This window comes from Rhizobium anhuiense (assembly GCF_003985145.1).
Lineage (GTDB): Bacteria > Pseudomonadota > Alphaproteobacteria > Rhizobiales > Rhizobiaceae > Rhizobium > Rhizobium anhuiense.
On sequence record NZ_ML133521.1, the window covers coordinates 24765 to 43424 of the forward strand.

General features: G+C 59.1%; 18 protein-coding genes and 3 pseudogenes. 11 read left to right on the forward strand and 10 right to left on the reverse strand.

The window, feature by feature from the left end; translation table 11 throughout:
- The 6 genes from EEQ99_RS00140 to EEQ99_RS00165 are packed head-to-tail and all read left to right on the forward strand — an operon-like array spanning position 1 to position 6435.
- Positions 1-927 carry a hypothetical protein gene (locus tag EEQ99_RS00140; protein WP_097630153.1) on the forward strand — a complete coding sequence of 309 codons (927 nt, stop codon included), beginning with the start codon at positions 1-3 and terminating at the stop codon, positions 925-927.
- Positions 924-1862 (forward strand): Flp pilus assembly protein CpaB, encoded by a 939-nt coding sequence (cpaB, locus tag EEQ99_RS00145; RefSeq protein WP_097630154.1) that lies wholly within the window; start codon positions 924-926, stop codon positions 1860-1862. Before EEQ99_RS00140 ends, cpaB begins: the two co-directional genes overlap by 4 nt.
- 20 nt (positions 1863-1882) lie before the next feature.
- Complete coding sequence (locus EEQ99_RS00150; protein WP_029868317.1) at positions 1883-3781, forward strand: TadA family conjugal transfer-associated ATPase; 1899 nt, start codon at positions 1883-1885, stop codon at positions 3779-3781.
- Between the two features lie 10 nt (positions 3782-3791).
- Positions 3792-4655 carry a type II secretion system F family protein gene (locus EEQ99_RS00155; protein WP_097630155.1) on the forward strand — a complete coding sequence of 288 codons (864 nt, stop codon included), beginning with the start codon at positions 3792-3794 and terminating at the stop codon, positions 4653-4655.
- The gene (locus EEQ99_RS00160; protein WP_063475695.1) at positions 4652-5557 is read left to right on the forward strand and encodes a type II secretion system F family protein; all 906 of its coding nucleotides are present in this window, start codon (positions 4652-4654) and stop codon (positions 5555-5557) included. Before EEQ99_RS00155 ends, EEQ99_RS00160 begins: the two co-directional genes overlap by 4 nt.
- Positions 5558-5559: 2 nt before the next feature.
- Entirely contained in the window at positions 5560-6435 is an 876-nt protein-coding gene (locus tag EEQ99_RS00165; protein WP_029868313.1) for an FHA domain-containing protein, read from the forward strand.
- A gap of 48 nt (positions 6436-6483) precedes the next feature.
- Here the strand turns inward: EEQ99_RS00165 and EEQ99_RS00170 are convergent, their stop codons facing one another.
- On the reverse strand, positions 6484-6882 hold the full coding sequence (locus EEQ99_RS00170) for a RidA family protein (RefSeq protein WP_097630156.1): 399 nt from the start codon (positions 6880-6882) through the stop codon (positions 6484-6486).
- Positions 6883-7033: 151 nt separating this feature from the next.
- Between EEQ99_RS00170 and EEQ99_RS00175 the strand changes: the two genes are divergently transcribed.
- Positions 7034-7627 (forward strand): TetR/AcrR family transcriptional regulator, encoded by a 594-nt coding sequence (locus EEQ99_RS00175; RefSeq protein ID WP_047611871.1) that lies wholly within the window; start codon positions 7034-7036, stop codon positions 7625-7627.
- A gap of 57 nt (positions 7628-7684) precedes the next feature.
- Here EEQ99_RS00175 and EEQ99_RS00180 read toward each other — a convergent pair whose 3' ends face one another.
- The 3 genes from EEQ99_RS00180 to EEQ99_RS00190 all read right to left on the reverse strand — a co-directional run bounded on the left by EEQ99_RS00180 (position 7685) and on the right by EEQ99_RS00190 (position 11551).
- Positions 7685-8776, reverse strand: coding sequence for an acyltransferase family protein (locus EEQ99_RS00180; RefSeq protein ID WP_097630157.1), 1092 nt, complete (start codon positions 8774-8776; stop codon positions 7685-7687).
- A 155-nt stretch (positions 8777-8931) separates the two neighbouring features.
- On the reverse strand, positions 8932-10446 hold the full coding sequence (locus EEQ99_RS00185) for a lipopolysaccharide biosynthesis protein (protein ID WP_028758729.1): 1515 nt from the start codon (positions 10444-10446) through the stop codon (positions 8932-8934).
- Positions 10447-10465: 19 nt separating this feature from the next.
- Positions 10466-11551, reverse strand: a complete 1086-nt coding sequence (locus EEQ99_RS00190; RefSeq protein WP_028758728.1) for a polysaccharide pyruvyl transferase family protein — start codon at positions 11549-11551, stop codon at positions 10466-10468.
- 256 nt (positions 11552-11807) lie between these two features.
- On the opposite strand from EEQ99_RS00190, the pseudogene EEQ99_RS34945 reads away from it, so the two are divergent.
- Positions 11808-11930, forward strand: a pseudogene (locus EEQ99_RS34945) (TetR/AcrR family transcriptional regulator); the annotation flags it as partial.
- 6 nt (positions 11931-11936) lie between these two features.
- On the opposite strand, the gene EEQ99_RS00200 reads toward EEQ99_RS34945, so the two are convergent.
- From EEQ99_RS00200 to EEQ99_RS00210, 3 genes are all read right to left on the reverse strand, one after another.
- Positions 11937-12317 carry a GNAT family N-acetyltransferase gene (locus tag EEQ99_RS00200; RefSeq protein ID WP_244604740.1) on the reverse strand — a complete coding sequence of 127 codons (381 nt, stop codon included), beginning with the start codon at positions 12315-12317 and terminating at the stop codon, positions 11937-11939.
- Between the two features lie 169 nt (positions 12318-12486).
- Positions 12487-12963, reverse strand: coding sequence for an NUDIX hydrolase (locus EEQ99_RS00205; protein ID WP_097630158.1), 477 nt, complete (start codon positions 12961-12963; stop codon positions 12487-12489).
- Positions 12964-13221: 258 nt separating this feature from the next.
- Positions 13222-13827: a LysE family translocator gene (locus EEQ99_RS00210; protein ID WP_097630361.1), complete on the reverse strand. Its 606-nt coding sequence runs from the start codon at positions 13825-13827 to the stop codon at positions 13222-13224.
- A 375-nt stretch (positions 13828-14202) separates the two neighbouring features.
- On the opposite strand from EEQ99_RS00210, the gene EEQ99_RS00215 reads away from it, so the two are divergent.
- The gene (locus tag EEQ99_RS00215) at positions 14203-14460 is read left to right on the forward strand and encodes a CrpP-related protein (RefSeq protein ID WP_028758724.1); all 258 of its coding nucleotides are present in this window, start codon (positions 14203-14205) and stop codon (positions 14458-14460) included.
- A 29-nt stretch (positions 14461-14489) separates the two neighbouring features.
- Here the strand turns inward: EEQ99_RS00215 and EEQ99_RS34365 are convergent, their stop codons facing one another.
- A complete protein-coding gene (locus EEQ99_RS34365; protein WP_164735878.1) occupies positions 14490-14630 on the reverse strand; it encodes a GrpB family protein in 141 nt (46 codons plus the stop codon).
- 21 nt (positions 14631-14651) lie between these two features.
- Positions 14652-17165, reverse strand: coding sequence for a leucine--tRNA ligase (leuS, locus tag EEQ99_RS00220; RefSeq protein WP_097630159.1), 2514 nt, complete (start codon positions 17163-17165; stop codon positions 14652-14654).
- 557 nt (positions 17166-17722) lie between these two features.
- Here leuS and EEQ99_RS35525 point away from each other — a divergent pair.
- Positions 17723-17860, forward strand: a pseudogene (locus EEQ99_RS35525) (IS66 family transposase); the annotation flags it as partial.
- A gap of 219 nt (positions 17861-18079) precedes the next feature.
- A pseudogene (locus EEQ99_RS35530) lies at positions 18080-18265 on the forward strand (transposase domain-containing protein); the annotation flags it as partial.
- Here the strand turns inward: EEQ99_RS35530 and EEQ99_RS00230 are convergent.
- Complete coding sequence (locus tag EEQ99_RS00230) at positions 18262-18621, reverse strand: hypothetical protein (protein ID WP_097630160.1); 360 nt, start codon at positions 18619-18621, stop codon at positions 18262-18264. The pseudogene EEQ99_RS35530 and the gene EEQ99_RS00230 sit on opposite strands and share 4 nt — an antisense overlap.
- Positions 18622-18660: the final 39 nt, after the last annotated feature.

Consider the following 18660-nt stretch of genomic DNA (forward strand, 5'->3'; position numbering starts at 1 on the left):
ATGGGACAGGGCTCGCGCATCTCCTTCCGTTTTGCCGGCCATCTCACGAGTTTGGCGCTGGTCATCAGCCTCGCCACCGTGGTGGCCACGCCGGGCCGTGCCGAGATCTACAAGGATTTCAGGGTGACGCTGAATTCGATGTTGGCCGGCATTCTCGGCGCGCCGGAACGTTCGCCGCGCGATCTCGCCATCAACGGCCAGCCGCTAGAATTCACGCCCTACCAGAGCGACCGCAGCATTTCCGATATCACCGACGAGTGGCTGCGGGTGCTGGCCGTCAATACAAGACCTGCCCTGCCGAAGAGCAATGACAGGCAAGAGCTGACCGCCGTCATCGCCGCCAACATGCTGATCGTCCCGAAGGTAAGCCGCATCCGCGATGACCTCGCCGTGGTGGTGCGCTTCTTCGACGGCGACGGCGAGGCCGCCCTCGATTATCTCAGGCGGCAGGATCCGGCCAATCCTTCGGCAAGAGCGGCGATCCCGGGCGTCTCGATCATGATCCGCCGTCCCGCCGATGCGCCGATGACCGAGGTGCTGATGAGCCGCTTCGAGGATGTCGCCTCGACGCTGCCGGCCTTTGCGGCGCCTGCCGATGTCAGCAAGCTGCCGATGTCGCTGCGTCCGCCGGCCGGCGTCGAGGTGCTGAGCGATATCGGCGATCGCGACAAGGGCCACACCTCGCGCACGGTCGTGTCGAAAGGCACCATTTCGGCCTCGCGCTGGTCGGATCAGCGCGCCGATCTTCTTGCCCGCGACGGCTTCACCATCGAGACGCCGCCGGCTGAGCGCGGCGGGGTCACCGCCCTTTACGGCCGGCGCGGCAGCGTCGAGGCCAATGTCTTGTACACGCGCAGCAAAACCGACGGCAGGACCGTCGAGGTCATTCAAATCCGGCAACCCTTCGTCGAAGGAATAACACCATGAACTGGAAGCTCATTGCGGCCGTCATCGTCGGGCTCATCACCGGCGTTCTGCTTTACTTCTGGACCGAGAGCGTCAAGAACGAGCAGGTGGCCTATGCCTTCATGCGGCTCCAGCCAGACCGGAAGGTGACGCGAGGCCAGGCGATCACGCCCGATATGCTCGCCGAACCGGTGATGCTGCCGGAAAGTTTCGGGGCGCTTGCCAAACTCGCGGTTCCCGCTGCCAGCGCCTACCAGGAATGGCTGAAGGACAGGACGGCTGCGAGCGACATTCCGGCCGGCTCGGTGCTGCTCTTCCAGTATTTCGACGATACCGATGGCGGGCGCCTGACGACGATGATTGCGCCCGGCAAGCGGGCGCTGACCCTTCCCGTCAACGCTGCCGCGGCCGTCGGCCATTTCGTCGAGCCGGGCAGCTATGTCGATATCCTCGGCACGGTCGACGAACCGGTCGAGCCGGTGGCGCCCGCCGCCGCGACCCAGCCCGGAACACCTGGCCAGACGCCTGCCGTTCCGGGCCAGCAGCCTGCCGCGACTGGGCAACCGCCGGCTCCGGCCCAGCCGCCGTCGCCGGTCGAGCAGATGCTGAAGAACTACCTCACCCAGTATCCGGGCGCCGACGAGAACGATGTCAACGCCTACCGGAAGCAGGCGCAGGATTACAAGCTCGGCATCAGCTCACGCACCCGCGTCGTCACCCGCACCTTCCTGCAGAACGTCAAGGTTCTGGCCGTCGGTGCGGCGACGACCCCGGAGGGTGCGGTGACCAAGGCCAACAGCACTTACAACAATGTGACCGTCGAAGTGACGCCGTCGGAAGCCGAGATGCTGATCTTCGCCATGGGCCAGTCGAACGGCAGCCTCAATCTCGTGCTGCGCAATCCGACCGACAATACCGTCGAGGACCTGCCGAGCATCAACTGGACGCGCATGTGACCGTCGCGGGGGAATGAGCCATGCTGTTGAAAATTTCCTATGAGGACGGCAGCGGTCGGGAGGTGATCCCGCTCTCGGCGAATGAGACCTATTTTGTCGGCGAAAGCAGCACGCTGACGCTGCCGGCCGGTGCGGGCGTCGTGCGGTTGCGCGGCAGCCATGTCTCCTCGCCGCAATTCGTGCTGCGGAAATCGGGCCAGGGCTGGTCGGTGCAGCATCATGGGCGCAACCCGACGCGCGTCGACGACCAGCCGCTTCGGGCCGGCACGCCGGTCGCGGTCTCGGCCGGCATGTCGATCTGGGTGCCGAACGTCACGATCGAACTCGTCGAGCCGGTGGCAGCGCCTGAGGCGGTCACGCAGTTTCCGGACCAGGAACGGGTGCTGGCGCTGCAGATGGAGATACATGAGCGACTGCTAAAAGACACGCAGTATGACCGGCTGGTGAAATCTTCCGATTTCGGCCGCGAGGAGACGCGCGGCCGCATCCGCGAGCGTCTCGACATGTTCATCAAGGAGGCGCTCGACAGCGCGCCGCAGGATCTTGTCATCCTCGTCATCAAGAACGCCGTCTATCGATGGCTGGCAAAACGCATCGCCCGGACCGGCCGGCGCGACGCCTCGTCGAATGCCGCAAGCCTGGCGCGCGAGGAACAGGACAACCGCCGCCTGTTCGACGTCGGCAAGGCGCTGATCTCGGCGCTGCAGCTGAAGCTGAACTTCGAATCCACCCGCGCGGACTTCGCCCAGCTCGATACCCGTTTCAGCGCCGCCTTCCAGGCCCGGCAGGCGCTTTTCAATGCCGGCGACCGCTACGAGATCGCCCATATGCACCTGCGCTCCAATATCGAGGAGCTGATGTATCGCTGGGGGACGATCTCGGAGCTGATGGATCTCGACGTCATCTCGGAAATCATGGTGACGCGCTACGACGAGATCTATGTCGAAAAATTCGGCCTGCTGGAGCGCTACCCCTTCGCCTTTGCCAATGAGCGGCAGCTGATGAAGGTGATCGAGCGCATCGCCGTCGATTCCAACCGCTCGATCAACGAGAGCGAGGCGATGGCCGACTTCCGCATGCCGGACGGTTCGCGCGTCAACGCCGTCATTCCGCCGCTTGCGGTCAAGGGCGCCTGCCTGACCATCCGCAAATTCGGCGGCAAGTCGCGGCTCGACATTAGCAAGCTGGTCACGGCAGGTGCGCTCAGCGAGCCGATGCGCGCCTTCCTCGAGGCGGCCGTCCGCGCCCGCAAGAACATCGTCGTCTCGGGCGGCACCGGCTCCGGCAAGACGACGCTGTTGAACAGCCTGTCGCAGTTCATCCCGGTCGGCGAGCGCGTCGTGGCGGTCGAGGACACGTCGGAACTGCAGCTCGACGGCATCCATGTCGTTTACCTGCAATCGCGGCCGAAGACGGCGGAATCCGAGACCAGCGTCACCATCCGCGACCTGGTGCGCAACGCGCTGCGCATGCGGCCCGACCGCATCATCGTCGGCGAGTGCCGCGGTGCCGAGGCAATCGACATGCTGCAGGCGATGAACACCGGCCATGCCGGCTCGATGACGACGGCGCATGCCAATACGCCGCAGGACATGATGACCCGCCTGGAGGTGATGGTGCTGCAGGGCCAGAGCTCGCTGCCTGTCATGGCGATCCGCCAGCAGATCGTCGCCGCCGTCGAACTCGTCGTGCAGCTCAACCGTCTGGAGAGCGGCCGGCGCGCCGTCACCGAGATATCCGAGGTGATCGGCATCGATCCGGATACCGGCCTTGTCATCGTCGAGCCGATCTTCCATCTCGTCGGCCGCGCCGGCGGCCAGGCAGTGCATGCCTTCACCGGTTACCTGCCGAGCTTCGTCGCCGAGCTCGTCGAGTTCAACGACGACGGCGAAATCGAAAAATTGGACATGTTCGTTTGAGGGGGAAACCATGAATATCAGCATTCTGCAGATCTTTACGGTCGCCCTCGGCGCGGTGACGGCGGGACTGCTCGTCTGGGGCGCGCCGGTGCGCTGGCCGGCGCCGCTGTTGCGCGCCACCGAACGCGACATCGCGCTCGCCAGCGAGGCGGCCCAGGTCTTCGGGCGCGATGCCGTTCCGCCCTATACGATGATCCTCGCCTACGGCATCACCGCGATCTTCGTCTTCGTGGTGGTCTCGCTGATCTTCGGGCCGATCGCCGGCATCGTCATCGCCATCCCGGTCGCCTTCTTCCTGCCGAAAGCGATCATCCGCTATTTCCTGCAGCGCCGCTGGCTGCAGATCGAATCGCAGCTTCCCTATGCCGTCGACCAGATCGTCTCGGCGGTGCGCACCGGCAAGCCGCTTGCCATTGCCGTCAATGCGGTGGCCGATACCGGCCAGATGCCGGCCTCACGCGAATTCGAGCGCATCGCCCGCGAACAGAAGCTTGGCATCGGCCTGGTCGAGGCGCTCGACCGCCACGGCCGCAACGTGCCGAGCCTGCATTTCAAGATGGTCGATGCGGCCCTCGGCCTCTTTGCCCGCCAGGGCGGCGACATTTCCGAGCCGCTGACGGAAATGTCGAAATCCTTCAAGGAAATCTGGAAGCTCGACCAGAAGATCACGACTTCGTCGTCGCAGGCTCGCATGAACTTCCGCGTCGTCAACGGCGGCGCGCTGTTCATGATCCTGATGATCTTCTTCGGCCAGCCGGAACTGATCGACAAGGTGTTCGGCAATGCCATCGGCATCGTCATCGCGATCGTCGGCGCCATTCTCTACGCCACCGGTTTCTTCTGGATGCGCTCGATGATGAAGGTGTCGGTATGATGTCTCACATACCCCTCGCCCCGATCGCCGTCGTCTTTGCCGGCATCACCGCCGCCCTCTTCGTTTGGTGGATCGGCGATCTGCTCGGCAGCATCCAGGTGGTGCGCCGGTCCGCGGGCGGCGATGGTCCGCCGCCGAATATCGTCGACAGCATCGGCATGCGCACGCCAGTCGAATTCGTGCTGACCCATTTCGAGCCGCTGCTGGCCGATTACGGCGCTCAGCTCGAGCAGAAGCTGATCTATGGCGGCCGGCCCTTCGGCGGCGTGACGGGGCGGGAATATATCGCCCTTCTCGTGGTTCTCAGTCTCTTCGGCTTCGTCCTGCTCGGCGTGCTGTTCGGCATTGCCAGCGGCAGCGTGATCGGCGGGCTGGTGGCCGGGCTGATCCTCGGCCTGATCCCCGCCATCTATTTCTGGGTCGTCGCCGACGACAAGATGCAGGACCGCAAGGAGCGCATCTCACGCGAATTTCCCTATTTTCTCGATCTCGTCGTCATGACGCAGCAGGCGCAGGCGACGCTGCCGGAAAGCCTGAGGCTTTATGCCGAGGCCGCACCCGGCACCGTCATGAGCGAGGAGATCGAACAGACGCTGAAGGACGTCGCGCTCGGCACCGGCATGGTCGAGGCCCTGCAGCGGCTGGAGCGCCGCATGACCGCCGAGGAGGTCGTGCGCGTCATCCGTGCGGTGATTCAGGGCGAAGTCGAGGGCAGCAACCGCGTCGAGCTGCTGCGCGAACATGCGCGCGACCTGCGCTTCCGCCGCTGGGAAAAGGCCGACAGGGCCAGTGAAAAGCTGAAGGCCAAGATCGTCATGCCGGCGATGATGATCGTCGTGTCGATCCTTCTTCTGGTGCTGGCGCCGGCAATCGTCGAGATGATGTCGAGTGGGATGTTCTGATCATGGCCTTTTCCTTCTTTCGCGGAAACAAACCAAGCCTGCTGCAGACCGGGCCCGGCGGCCAGAGCCGCAGCCATGTGCTCGACCGGCCGGAAATGTCGATCGGCCGGGCTTCCAACGCCGATATCGTCGTCGACGATCCGTTCCTGGCGCCGATCCATGCGCGCATCGAGCGCCAGAGCGACGGCGGCTTCATCATTCGCCGCATGGGGCTGAACCCGATCATGCTGCGCGGCGAAGCGCTGCTGCAGACGGCCTCGCTGAAAGCTGGCGACAGCTTCCGTCTCGGCAAGGACGTCGAATTCCAGTTCGTCGTCAAAGCCGCCGCCAAGGAGGCGCCGAAGAAGGAGGCCTCCAAGGCCGGTGACGACAAGCCGAAGAAATCGCTGCTCAAGCAGCCGGCCTTCCTCGCCGGCATGGGGGTCGCCTATCTCGCCATCGTCGGCATCATCGGCTACGTCATCCTGTCCGACAGCGGCAGCGCGGACGGCGGCCCGACGGCGGAACGCATCAACGCGGAAGCCGCCCGCATCCCCACATGCATCAAGAATGCCCGGCGCATGCGCCAGGTTTCCGAGCAAAGCTTCAACGGCGCCGTCGGCGGCCGCGTCGGCAGGGATGGCGACGCAACCTATGCCGCCCTTTCGCTGAGCGCCGAACCATCCGACGATGCGGCGCTGGCAAAGGCCGCCGAACCGATCGTCGAGGCTTACAAGCGCACAGCGCTCGCAGCCCTTGCCTCGGAAACCCGCGGCAACAATACGCTGGCGCAGAGCCTCTACCAGCAGACCTACGATCTCGTGCCCGACGTCAACTGCTCGGCTGCACGTTTCGCGCTGCAGCGCCGCGCCGCCACGAAGCCGGTCGCCCGCCGCTGACAGCGGTCCCGCAGCGCTGTTTGCTGACGTTCAAGCCGGGGGACGATATCAAGGACTTGCCGGAATGCGGGCGATGACCTTGATCTCGAAATCGAAACCGGCGAGCCAGTTCACCCCGAGCGCCGTCCAATTCGGATAGGGTGGCTTGCTGAAGATCTCCTGCTTGACCGCCATGATCGTTCCGAACTGGTTTTCAGGGTCGGTGTGGAAGGTGGTGACGTCAACGATGTCATCCAGCGTGCAGCCGGCGGCGCTCAGCGTCGCCTTCAGGTTTTCAAAGGCGAGCCGCACCTGACGTTCGAAATCGGGTTCGGCTGTTCCATCCGAACGGCTGCCGACCTGCCCTGATACAAACAGCAGATCGCCGGACCGGATGGCGGCGGAATAGCCGTGCTCCTCATACAGAGCATGCCTGTCGGCAGGAAAGATTGCTTCGCGTTGGGTCATTCTGATCTCTCTTGATGTTGGCAACGACCGGTGAGCGCGGGGAATGCTTCACAAGCGCGCTCTATTTGATATACGGTACGTATGTGAAATAACTGACATACGCATCGTATGTCAAGCCCATATACGCTTCGTATGTGAATTGAGGAATCGAATGGCGAAGACACGCAGCGAAACGATGCAGGAAAATCGCGTCAAGCTAATCGCGGCGGCGCGAAAGGCTTTTGCCGAAAAGGGATACGCCGCAGCGTCGATGGACGAGCTGACGGCTGACGCCGGCCTGACACGCGGCGCGCTTTACCACAACTTCGGAGACAAGCGCGGGCTTCTGGCGGCGGTTGTCGATCAGATCGACACGGAGATGGCGGTGCGCGCTCAAGAGATTGGGGCGCGGGCAGGTGACGATTGGCAGGGCCTGCTCGCCGAGGGCGCGGCCTATATCGAAATGGCGCTCAATCCGGAAGTCCAGCGCATCGTTCTGCTCGACGGACCCGCGGTGTTGGGAGATCCCTCGCAATGGCCCAGCCAGAACAACTGTCTACAGGTGACCAAGAGCACGGTGGAGCGCCTGACCGCCCAAGGCATCCTTAAACCGCTCGACGCAGAGGCGGCGGCCCGATTGCTGAGCGGCGCGGCTCTCAATGCCGCTCTCTGGATCGCCGCCAGCGAAAACCCGAAGACCGTGTTGCCGAAGGCGGTCGAGGCCTTTCATGCCTTGGCGGCAGGTCTGCTTTTGGAGCGTTTGTGATCGTAGCGAGAGGCTCTCTCGCCAAACAGAAAGCCCATGGCATAGCGGACGCAAAACTTATCGAGCGCGACGAGTCCGTGTCGCCATCGTTTTGTCAACGAGACGAGCGGTCACATAAGCGAAACATAGGACCGCGCTGAGAAATACTAAGAATGCGAGAGGGCCATTCAATCCAATCGACGCCGCAACCGGCTTGAAGACGCCGATCGCACCGCGGTGCAAGATGTAGACAGGATAGGAAATATAGCCAATCCACGTCGCCAATGTCTCGGCTTTTGCGGGCATCTCCAGAAAGAGGCCGAGCATCACGATGAGCGGGGCCAAGGCCATCGCGAACATCAAGTCGTAGTAAGGCCGCAACACGACAGGAACCGGCGCCGCAATGCAAATCATCAGAAGAAGGCATGGCACAATGGCGACCCAACCCTTCCTCCAGGCGGGCATGCCGCCGAAGAGGCGGCTTATCACCACCCCTGCCGTAAACGAAAACATCACCCTTGGCAGTCCACCGACCGCTGAGGGCCACTCCCAGCCAATATTCAACATGCCGTATTTAAGGCCGACAAAAACCAAACATGCAGCCGAGACCAATGCAACTCCGCAGAGCGCGCGGATAGAGAGCCGAAAAAGCCACAGGGCGAAGACTATATTCACCAGCAGCTCCCAGAACATCGACCATGCCGGGCCGTTGATGGGGAACATTCCTTGCATCGGGTTCGCTTGAAGGAAATACATCGGGCTCGGCAGAAAGAACGTGTTCGCAGTCGTCGACACCAGCAGGTCGATGACACTTTGATTTCTCAGCCCCCAGTTTGTTAACAGAATGATCTGTATCAGGCCGACCACAATTCCGATGAAATAGAGCGGATAAAGGCGCTTGATGCGGGCCGCCATAAACGACTGGAACAGCAGACCGCGCGAGAGCCGTTTGCTATAAATATCCGCGATAATAAATCCACTGAGAACGAAGAAAAAATCGACTGCCAGATAGGCTGAAGGCGCATAGCTTTCCCGGAAATGTGTAGCGACAACACAGATAGCGGCAAATCCTCGCATTGCATCGAGCGTATAGTAACGGCTGCGCTCGGCAATCGAGACTCCTACGTCGTCCGTCACCGATGGCGAATAACCGCGGTCGAGGCTAGTCATCTTATGAATTATCCTATTGCGCGTTGCGTCTGAGGGGCGTTCGGATGCGGTGGATGAGAACGTCACCAAAGCGACGTTCTGATAATTTCAGATGACAGCTTGAGCACCAGATCCCTCAAATCGCGACACAGGTCTATGCGGGTATGGCCTGGAAATCATGCAGGGTTGGCAACCGCACCCCTGTTACTCTTGCGCTGCCGTGCCTGCTTTATACTGCCGATCAAGACATTTAAACGAGCTCTGCACAGAACGAATATCAGACCGCAGTAAGCCATGCCGCCTGCCAGGATTTCCACGGCCAAGCGTGGATACGGGGACCAATGAATGAGCAATTCATGGAGGAGGAAAATGACTGCAACCATTCCTGCAGAGGCCATGGTAGGCCGCAGGAATTGCGCCAGATATGCCGGGATACTCAGCTCTATATGCTGCGAAACCTTCCAGCTGGTGATCGGCCAAAACAACAGAACTTCGATCATGATGGCGAAAACGATTGTCGTGACGCCGTAGGGATAGAGAATTGCGATCGTCAGGAGTGTGAGGAGGTTTCGTGCCAGCTGGTAGTAAAACCACCAATCCATCTCTCCTTGGCTCTTGATCAAGGATGCCTGCACGTAGCCGATCCCAGCCATCAATCCTATGACGCAGTAGAACCGAACCGGCCAAACGGCCGCGATCCAATGTGCACCGAAAATTGTCGTGATCGCATCATCGGCGACGGCAGCAAGGCCTATGAAGACGGGGTAGGAAACCAGAGCGCAGCCAAACGTCGCCATGAGAAATGCTTCTCGCACTTTCTTCGGATCGGCCCGCAATGAAGAAAGCAAGACGTGCGTGACGGATGTTAAGCCCCCGGCGATGACGTTGTTGATCATATCGAACAAACGCTTGGAAAAATTATAGATCCCGAGCGCTGATGGGCTCAAGAGCACCCCGATGAGCAGGTTGTCCAAGCTCATTGTCTGTAAAAACCGAGTGCCGGATGCAAAAAACCCATAGTGAAGGAGCTCGTTGAGGCTTGCTCTTTTCAGGTGAAGCCCGGGCCGCCACCCGGCGCCCCAGAAAGCGGCGCCGCATGATGCCGCTGTGGCCGCGATCTGCGCAATCGCAAGCCCCCACAAGCCGAAACCCGCGAGAACCAAAACTAGGCAAATGCAGGCAGAAGTGATCGTCGCAATCACAGTGCGGACAGCCACCAGATGAAACGACATCTTCCGATTGACAATTGCATTCGGAACGACGGCCGTGAAGTCGAAGAAAACCTTCAATCCCATGATGTAAATCAGGGGTGTGATTTGCTCATGCCCCACATAGGCCGCGATTGGCGAAGCGGCGATACACAAAGCACCATAGATCAAAAATGAAAAAGCGAGCGAAAGCAGGAATATCGTATCCAGATGGCTGCGCCTGATTTCGGCTTTTTGGATGATCGCTTCGCCAAATGCCGTCGGTCCAAAGCTGCCGGCAAACGACACGATGCTGAAGGCCAGCGCAACAAGGCCGAAATCCTGAGGCTGGAGAACGCGAGACGTCACCACAAAGACTGCGAAGGTCAGGACTGTCGGGATAAGCGTGCTCAGCGCCGACCAGAAAGCACCCGTAACGGCTGCGGCGGATCGGTTCTCACTGACATGGCTGAACAGAATATCGTCGTCTCGTAAAACCGACAAAGTGAACTCCTACCGGGAATCAGACTATAGAGGGTTGAGGTATTAGATCTGGGGCCGGAACAGCGGGACTTGGATGCATGGGTTTACTCGACTTGTACCAAGTTCCTCCCAGCTCATACGGCAGGCGAGACATTGCTGCCAAAAGCTCACCGGCATTTGTCGCCTTCTCCACCAGAGGGCTATCGCCAGTCTGGCTACCGATGACGTCGTGCAGATTGCTTCCGTCAATCGCAACCGCGATATGCGGCTTATTCAGCAAAAGACAGAGAATATGACCGTGCAGATGGTTGGTGATGATCCGTTGTGCGCCGGAGAGGATCTTCACGCCGTAATCGACATATCGAGCCGCGACATCCTGACGATGCTGGGCGATCATCTCTGTGCGGCTAAAGCCATGCCGCAACGCCGACTTGACGACGCTCGACTTGCGCATGCGCGACAAACTGTTCGGACCGTTGATCCAATTGGTAAGAGGTCCGTCAACGATCGCTCGCGCTTTCGCTATATCGACTTCGTCCTCTCCGAGAGGCTGCATGACATATAATACCCGGAGAGGATCGGCTTCGAACGGTTTCAACGCTCCCATGCCGAATGCCGTGTCCGGGCCGGCCTCGACATCACAATCGAAGTTGGCTTTCGCCAGCTCGAAACTCTGACGATCGCGCGTCATGCAAAAAAAATTGCGATGCCTTCCGATCGTACGTTTCGCATATTCCTTGAGGGACTCGTTTGCGAAATGGATCGTTTGCGGCATCTGGATGATCGTTCGATCCGGATATTTCCACATCAAACGGTAGCGAACATCATCCCTGCCCGCCTGCGCGTCGCCAAGGTCGGCCCCACCGCAAATGAATATTGGGGCGTCGCCTGGTGTTGTTTTTATCTCATCTATACTTTGCGTTGCGCTGCCCGTCAGCACCGGGAGGCGCCCCGTTACTTCACGCAATACTATCGCCAATCCAAGCCAACTCGCGTGATGGCCAGGATCTTTATTTGATGGAAAGTTTATTAAAACGTAAGGCTGTCCCCGGCTTACAAATTTCCTTACTATTTCAATCAACTTTTCTTTTTGTCTTCGTATTACAACTTCGCCGAGGTGATGCATATACTCAACTTGTATTTTCAAAACTCAAACAGCAATTACAACCGCGATTCTGAAGAGTCAATTGGAGGATGAATTACTTTTAGGTCATAGTTAAGTGGGCAAATTGTCTCACGTCTTGGCCACCAGCGATCACGAGGTTCGAGCGTCGCGCCTGGGCTTGGCAAATGCCCGTGACGCGGGCGAGCGGCTCCTGAGGAATGGTCGTGGATGACGAAGTGTTGATCAGACGGGACCGTCGAAGAAGGAGATCAGGGAGAGCGGCGCGGCTCTCAACGCTGCCCTCTAGGTCGCCGCGAGCGAAAACCCGCAGAGCGTGCAGCCGAAGGCGGTCGAGGCCTTTCATGCCTTGGCGGGAGGCCTGCTTTTGGAGCGTTTGTGATCTAATTCACAGTGATCGTTCGAAAAGAAGCTCATTGTCCTTTTCGCCGACGTGTTCCCAACCAGCCGCGCGATAAAATCTCTCGGCTCGGGTGTTTCGATCGGTGGTGAGCCAAGCGCGTCCGATGCCTGCAGACTTGAGACAGGCACAGGCTTCGGCCAGCAGGATCGAGCCGATCCCGTTTCTTTCAAATCCGGGAACCACAAAAAGCGCCCAAATGTTTCCGTTGCGTGGGTCGGCCGCAGAAAAGCCGACGACCTCGCCGTTCTCTTCCCAAACGGCCACTCCCGGATTGGCTACATACAAATCGTAATCATCATCGGTAACCTTTGTGGGGTCGCTCAATATGTTTTCGACGACTGAGGAACGGACAGCTTTCAGCGCCAAGAGGTCACTCGGAACCGCTTTTCGGAGCATGCAATGATCTCTCGATATGTTGCGAAGGCTTGCACAATGCCTCTTAGCGGCCATCGGTTCAATGACCGCTCTCAGTACAAAGCGGACGCGATCCGCTGACTGCTCTCGGCCCGAAGCGGTCATTGGGCGTCGCAGAAATTTAAATTTTCCGCGACACCGCATGGATGAGAAGATGCCGAATAGGCTCCCGATTCACAAATTCTGCCTCTACATGTTTTAGAACATGGCGCTGCCCTGCGAATGGCACCATTTCCATCGCCTCGGCGAATGATACCCACTGAAATTCGCTGTGTTCGTCGTTGAGAAAAACTGGCTGCTCGGCATCCACAATGCCGACGAAGACGGGCAGCATGCTGATGGCATTGCGATCAGCCTCATAGAATTGCTCGCAGATATCTGCGGAATAGAGAAAGTCGCAGATCAGGCCCGTCTCTTCACGGACCTCTCGTAGCGCAGTTTCCCAGGCTTTCTCGCCGTCCTCGATGCCGCCGGCTACCTGGCACCACTCACCAATCAACGTGTGATTTCTGCGTAAAAGCAGCACCTCATGTCGAGCAGTTCTTTTGCGGATGACGACGACCGATACAGCAAAACAACGGATTGGAATTTCGATCATGAGCCTCTCCGCCAAGTGATCCGCTGGATCTGTCCGACGGCATAATAGGAAGTTCCGCAACGCGCACAACGTTCGCTATTGGCGCATTCCAGCCGAGGCCGGTCTTCCGCTCTCGGCCCGAAGCGGACGTTCGAAGTCCTCTGACCTTTCGGGGCCGACAAGCCGTTGATGCCAGTCAGCCATCCCCGCACGTTCTCTTATCGCATCGTGGGCTTCCGTCATCGCGTCACTATTCGGGGCTACGCCTTCGAGGCGGCATCATCTGCTGGCGACAAGCACCCCTGCCCCGACCATCAAAGCTCCAGCGCCACGGTTGAGGATGCCGATCTTTTTCGGATCGGCCAGTGCCGTTTTCGCTTTATAGCCGATGAGCACATGTCCTCCGACCACGACCACCTCTATCAGGGCTATGACCGCCAGCAGTTCCACGGTGTCGGGGATGGTCAGTGGCCGGATGCCCAAGACGCCCGGCAGTAGCGCCAGATAGAAAATCGGCATTTTGGGATTGGAGATATTGAGAAGAAAACCCGTAATGAACAGGCGGATCAGGCCGCCCCTCATCACACGAGGTTTGATGTTCGGCTTCGAACGCCACATCGTGACCCCTGTGTAAATCAGGTAGATAGCGCCGACATATTGGATCAAACGCAGATTTTCGTTCATGTATTGAGCAATGGCGTTGAAACCGATGGCCGCGAAGATGACGAACAGGAAGATGCTGCAAACGACGCCGCCCCCGTAGGCGACGCCGTGCGCCGGGCCGCTGGACACGGTCTTCGACAGGATCGTCAGGTTGTCAGGGCCAGGGCTTGCCGCGAATACGAAGAAGGCCAAGCTAAACGTCAGAACTGTTTGTAGGTCCATCATGCGCTCCTTTGCTCCGTTAACTCGTCGAACTTGAAATATCCGCCTTGAAAGTACTCCGCTCCTATCTGCTTGTAGCGCTCAGCGGGCGCATTATTACGTGTAAAAAATTCTAGAATCAACACTTATGGTTGCGTATAAATTCGTCAGGAGGTGTGCTGAAATTAGGCAGTACGTCTGATTTATTTGCTGCTCCTGCGATCAATTGGCGGCGGGGCAAGTATGAAGCACAGGAAGCATTGACACTCCGGTGCAACGCCCGACCGACCAGAGGCGCTCTCCACTCGCAACTGTCCCAAATTAACCCATAATTTAGCATTCGCTTGCATGCGCGGACTTCGATGCTACCGTCGACGCCATCGTGGGGGATCGCGTATGACAATTGAAGAGCTGATCGATTTACAGGAAGCAGGCTCGAGGGCGCGGGTGCTCGGACTGAAGGCTCACGAGAACCCATACCTCGCGGCCCATAGGATGCCCACCGGTGATAGCGCTGCTCTGGGGGATTGGCTTGCGCGTCACGACGCGTGGAAGTTCGGTTGGGAAGCGGAGGACGCCAGCCGCGAAGGTAGAATCGTGACACACTTCAAGGAGCTGATCTCGATTGCCAAACGAGGTGCGCTCGATGCGTGACGTTGTTGATTTTGGCTACGATGCCTGAGTTAAACGCCAAGCGTCGTGTTCGGGCGCTGGTGAAACAATGCGACATCACCCTCGAAGCAGCCCGTGATCCGTTGTTTCTCAGCAGCAAACATAGACGGCCAGCGGCTGTCATAATCTGAGATTTTGCTGGTTACAGCCATCGTTGCTCCTTGAAGCAGCCCTTACCCTTTTGTGACATAGTTCACCAATCGACCCGGCACCGCTATTTCCTTCACAACGGTCTTGCCGGCAAGCAAAGTCACCACCTCAGGCTCTGATCGAGCTGCCGCCAGCAAACCCTCCCGCAGATCGGACGCCGCTCGGAAACGGTGACGAACCTTGCCGTTGATCTGCACCACGTACTCGCGCATCTCCTCCTCCGCCAATTCAGGATCGAAACTTGGCCATGGAACGAAAGCCAGTGTCCCTTCATGACCAAGCTTGCTCCACAACTCCTCGGCAATGTGAGGAGCGAACGGGGACAACAATAAAATCAATGTCTCGACGACCTCGCGCGGCCGCTCGGTCGCTGCCACAAGGGCGTTAGACAATTCCATCAGACGGGCGATGGCCGTGTTGAAGCGCATGGCTTCTATATCTTCGGTGACGAACTTCACCGTCTGATGGCGCAAGCGCAGCAGTTCCGAACCAGGGATGGCGTCCCGCACGGCTGGATGCAGTCCATCAGTCTCATCACAGACCATGCGCCATGCTCGATCCAGGAACCGGCGCACACCCTTCACACCCTCCGTCTGCCAGGGTTTGGTTCCGTCCAGTGGCCCCATGAACATCTCGTAAAGCCGCAGCGCATCAGCCCCATATTCGTCGACGACGTCATCAGGGTTGACGACGTTCAAACGCGACTTGGACATCTTCTCGACGGCGCGATGGACCTCGACCGAGCCCGCAAACCATCGTCCGCCCTTTTCGGTTACGGAAGACGGCTCGTAATATCGGCCAGCCACATCCCGATAGGAGTGGGCGAGGATCATTCCCTGATTGAACAGGCGCTGAAATGGTTCTTCGGTCGATACGACCCCGATATCGTAAAGCACCTTGTGCCAGAAGCGAGCGTAGAGCAGGTGCAAGACGGCGTGCTCCGCCCCGCCGACGTAGATATCGACGGGCATCCAGTAGCGTTCGGCCTCATGCCCCACCAGTTCACGCTTATTGTGGGGATCGAGGAACCGCAAATAGTACCAGCATGAGCCGGCCCATTGCGGCATCGTGTTGGTCTCCCGCCTTGCCGGGAGGTCGGTGCCAGGCACCGTCGTTTGCACCCAGTCCTCCGCCCGGGCGAGTGGCGGTTCTCCGTCAGCCGTCGGTGCATAGTCATCCAATTCCGGCGGCAGCAGCGGCAGGCATTCTTCAGGCAAAGGCACCACCGAACCGTCGGCCAGATGCAGCACCGGAATCGGCTCACCCCAATAACGCTGACGCGAGAAAAGCCAGTCCCGCAGGCGATAGGTGACCTTCGCTTTACCTGCCCCGTTGGCCTGCAGCCAGGCAACCATCGTCTGCCTGGCTGCAGGCGCGTCCAGGCCATCCAGAAAACCGGAACCGACCATCCGCCCATTGCCCTCGTAGGCCACGCGCTCGACGTCCTGGTCGCTCTCGATCACACGCGTGATCGGCAGGCCGTGAGCAACAGCAAAAGCATGATCACGCGCATCATGGGCTGGAACCGCCATGAGGGCACCAGTGCCGTACCCACTCAGAACATAATCTGCCACCCAGATCGGCAGCCGGATCCCTGTTGCCGGATTGACTGCGTAAGCACCCGTGAAAACGCCGGTCTTTTCGCGTCCTGCATCGGCGCGCGACGTCTCATCTAGGACTGCAGACTGCTCAACATAGCTTTCCACCGCAGCTCGGGCCTCCCCCGTCACGATAGCAGGCAGCAACGGATGCTCCGGCGCGACGACGATATAGCTCACACCAAACAGGGTTTCGGGTCGTGTTGTGAAGGTCACGATCTCCGTGCCGCCAGGATCGACAGTAAAGGCAATCTCGGCTCCTTCCGAACGGCCGATCCAATTGCGCTGCATCGCCTTCAGGCTTTCTGGCCAATTGAGATCATCCAGGCCATCCAACAACCGGTCGGCATATGCGATGATGCGCAGCATCCATTGACGCATCTGACGGCGGACCACCGGATCGCCCGTCTCGACGTAGCGCCCGTCTTTGACTTCCTCGTCGGCGAGCACGGCATTCTGAGCCGGACACCAATTGACCGCCACCTCCGCCTGGTACGCAAGACCCCGCTCTAACAGCTTCAGGAAAATCCACTGCGTCCACCTGACATAGTTGGGATCGGTGGTGGCGAGTTCGCGGCTCCAGTCGTAGGAAAAACCCAGTCGTTGCACCTGGCCGCGAAACGTCTCGATATTGCGCTTGGTCGTGATAGCCGGATGAACGCCTGTGCGCATCGCATGGCGCTCCGCTGGCAGGCCGAAGCTATCCCATCCCATCGGGTGCAACACACTGAATCCGCACATGCGCTTGTAGCGGCACAGGATGTCAGTCGCCGTATAACCCAGGGGATGGCCGACATGCAGCCCAGCGCCTGACGGATACGGAAACATATCGAGTGCATAGAATTTCGGCTTGGTCGGCTCGAACTCCGCTCGAAAGATATCGTGCTCGGCCCAATAGGCCTGCCATTTGGGCTCAATGGCCCGTGGATCGTAGGGCATGCGCCGCTCCTCGCGCCGACCAACTCATTGGTGGCGTCTTTCGAATGTGGCTCGCTTTTAAGGATGTCAGGAGCAGCTACGGCTGCCGGTACTGCGATGATTTCCGGCAGCCGCCGCTAAGTCGACATGCATGCGAATTCGCCAGCCGCAGCCGCGCTTCGACGGTGATTGAATGATGAGGCGAGGAAGACGTTCCAACGTCCATGGATGACGACCCAGGCAGATGAAATGAAAGGCAAATAGCAGGATTGACCCGGCTCCAGTCAGGAGGCCGGGTTGGTAAGTCGTGCGCCGAGAATACGCACGCGTGCTGCTTTGCTCGCGAAGGTCATCTGAACTAAGAATGCCCTATATGATTGCTTCTGCCAAGAGTGTATCCCTTGACTACAGCCGGATACATAGATCCACCCGTCGCATGGTGGTGTCTACATCTGTCAATCCGGCCATCGATCCGCTGGCCTACCTGACGGCCATGCAGTTGGGCCAGCGGCAACGGCCACAATCCGGTTTTTTTAAGTGCTCACGATGACTGCCGTCATCCCAACCGTCCCCTCGATGTGCTGATCGCCAAATACTATGATCACCTCCCACTCTATCGCCAGTCAGAGATTTATGCTCGGGAAGGCGTCGATCTGAGCCGTTCAACTATGCCAGACTGGATCGGCAAGGCCAGCACATTGCTGGAGCCGCTGCTGGTGAAGCTTCAAGAGCATGTATTCGCAGGTCATCGACTTCATGGCGATGATACAGTGTTCCTGTGCTGGAGCCTGGAAGGGACAAGACCAAGACTGGCCGACTGTGGACCTATGTTCGCGACGGTCGTCCCCACGGTGACACGACACCACCGGCAGCCTGCTACTTCTTCAGTCCGGATCGTAAGGGGCAACATCCCAAGCAGCAATTGGCCACCTTCTCTGTTCGCCGGATCAGAAAAAGGCGGAGAACGGGCCGCCGCCATCCTGTCACTGATCGAAACCGCAAAGCTCAATGGTCTCGATCCAGAGGCCTATCTGCGGGACATCCTTACCCGCATCGCCGATCATCCCATCTACACAATCGGTGAGCTATTGCCATGGAACACCGCAGCTAACCGAATCTAACCAGGAAAGCGCTGGTCGCAACGTCGGGCAAAATTGATTACGAGCGCGGCGTCTTTCTCAGCAATAGCGGCCAAGGAATCTACAGGCTTCTGCATGTAGGCTTCTGCATCGCTTTTAGGTCGATGAGATTGTTCGAAAATGCCTTCAGCCTGGACAGCTAGCTTATCGAATTTTGTTTGGTAATCTCCGGCTTTGTTGGCATCTCCGGCTTCCTGATAGACCTTAGCCATGATCGCAAAGGCCGCTCCACACTGGAAAGGATGCTCGTTTGTATTCGGTCCAAGCTCCGCCGAACCCTGGCCGTAACTCGGCGTTGCCAGAGTCCCGATCAAAAGCAAAACAATCGCACGCACCACAAGCTCAACCTCTTCACGCCGGAGCTGTTATCGTAGCAT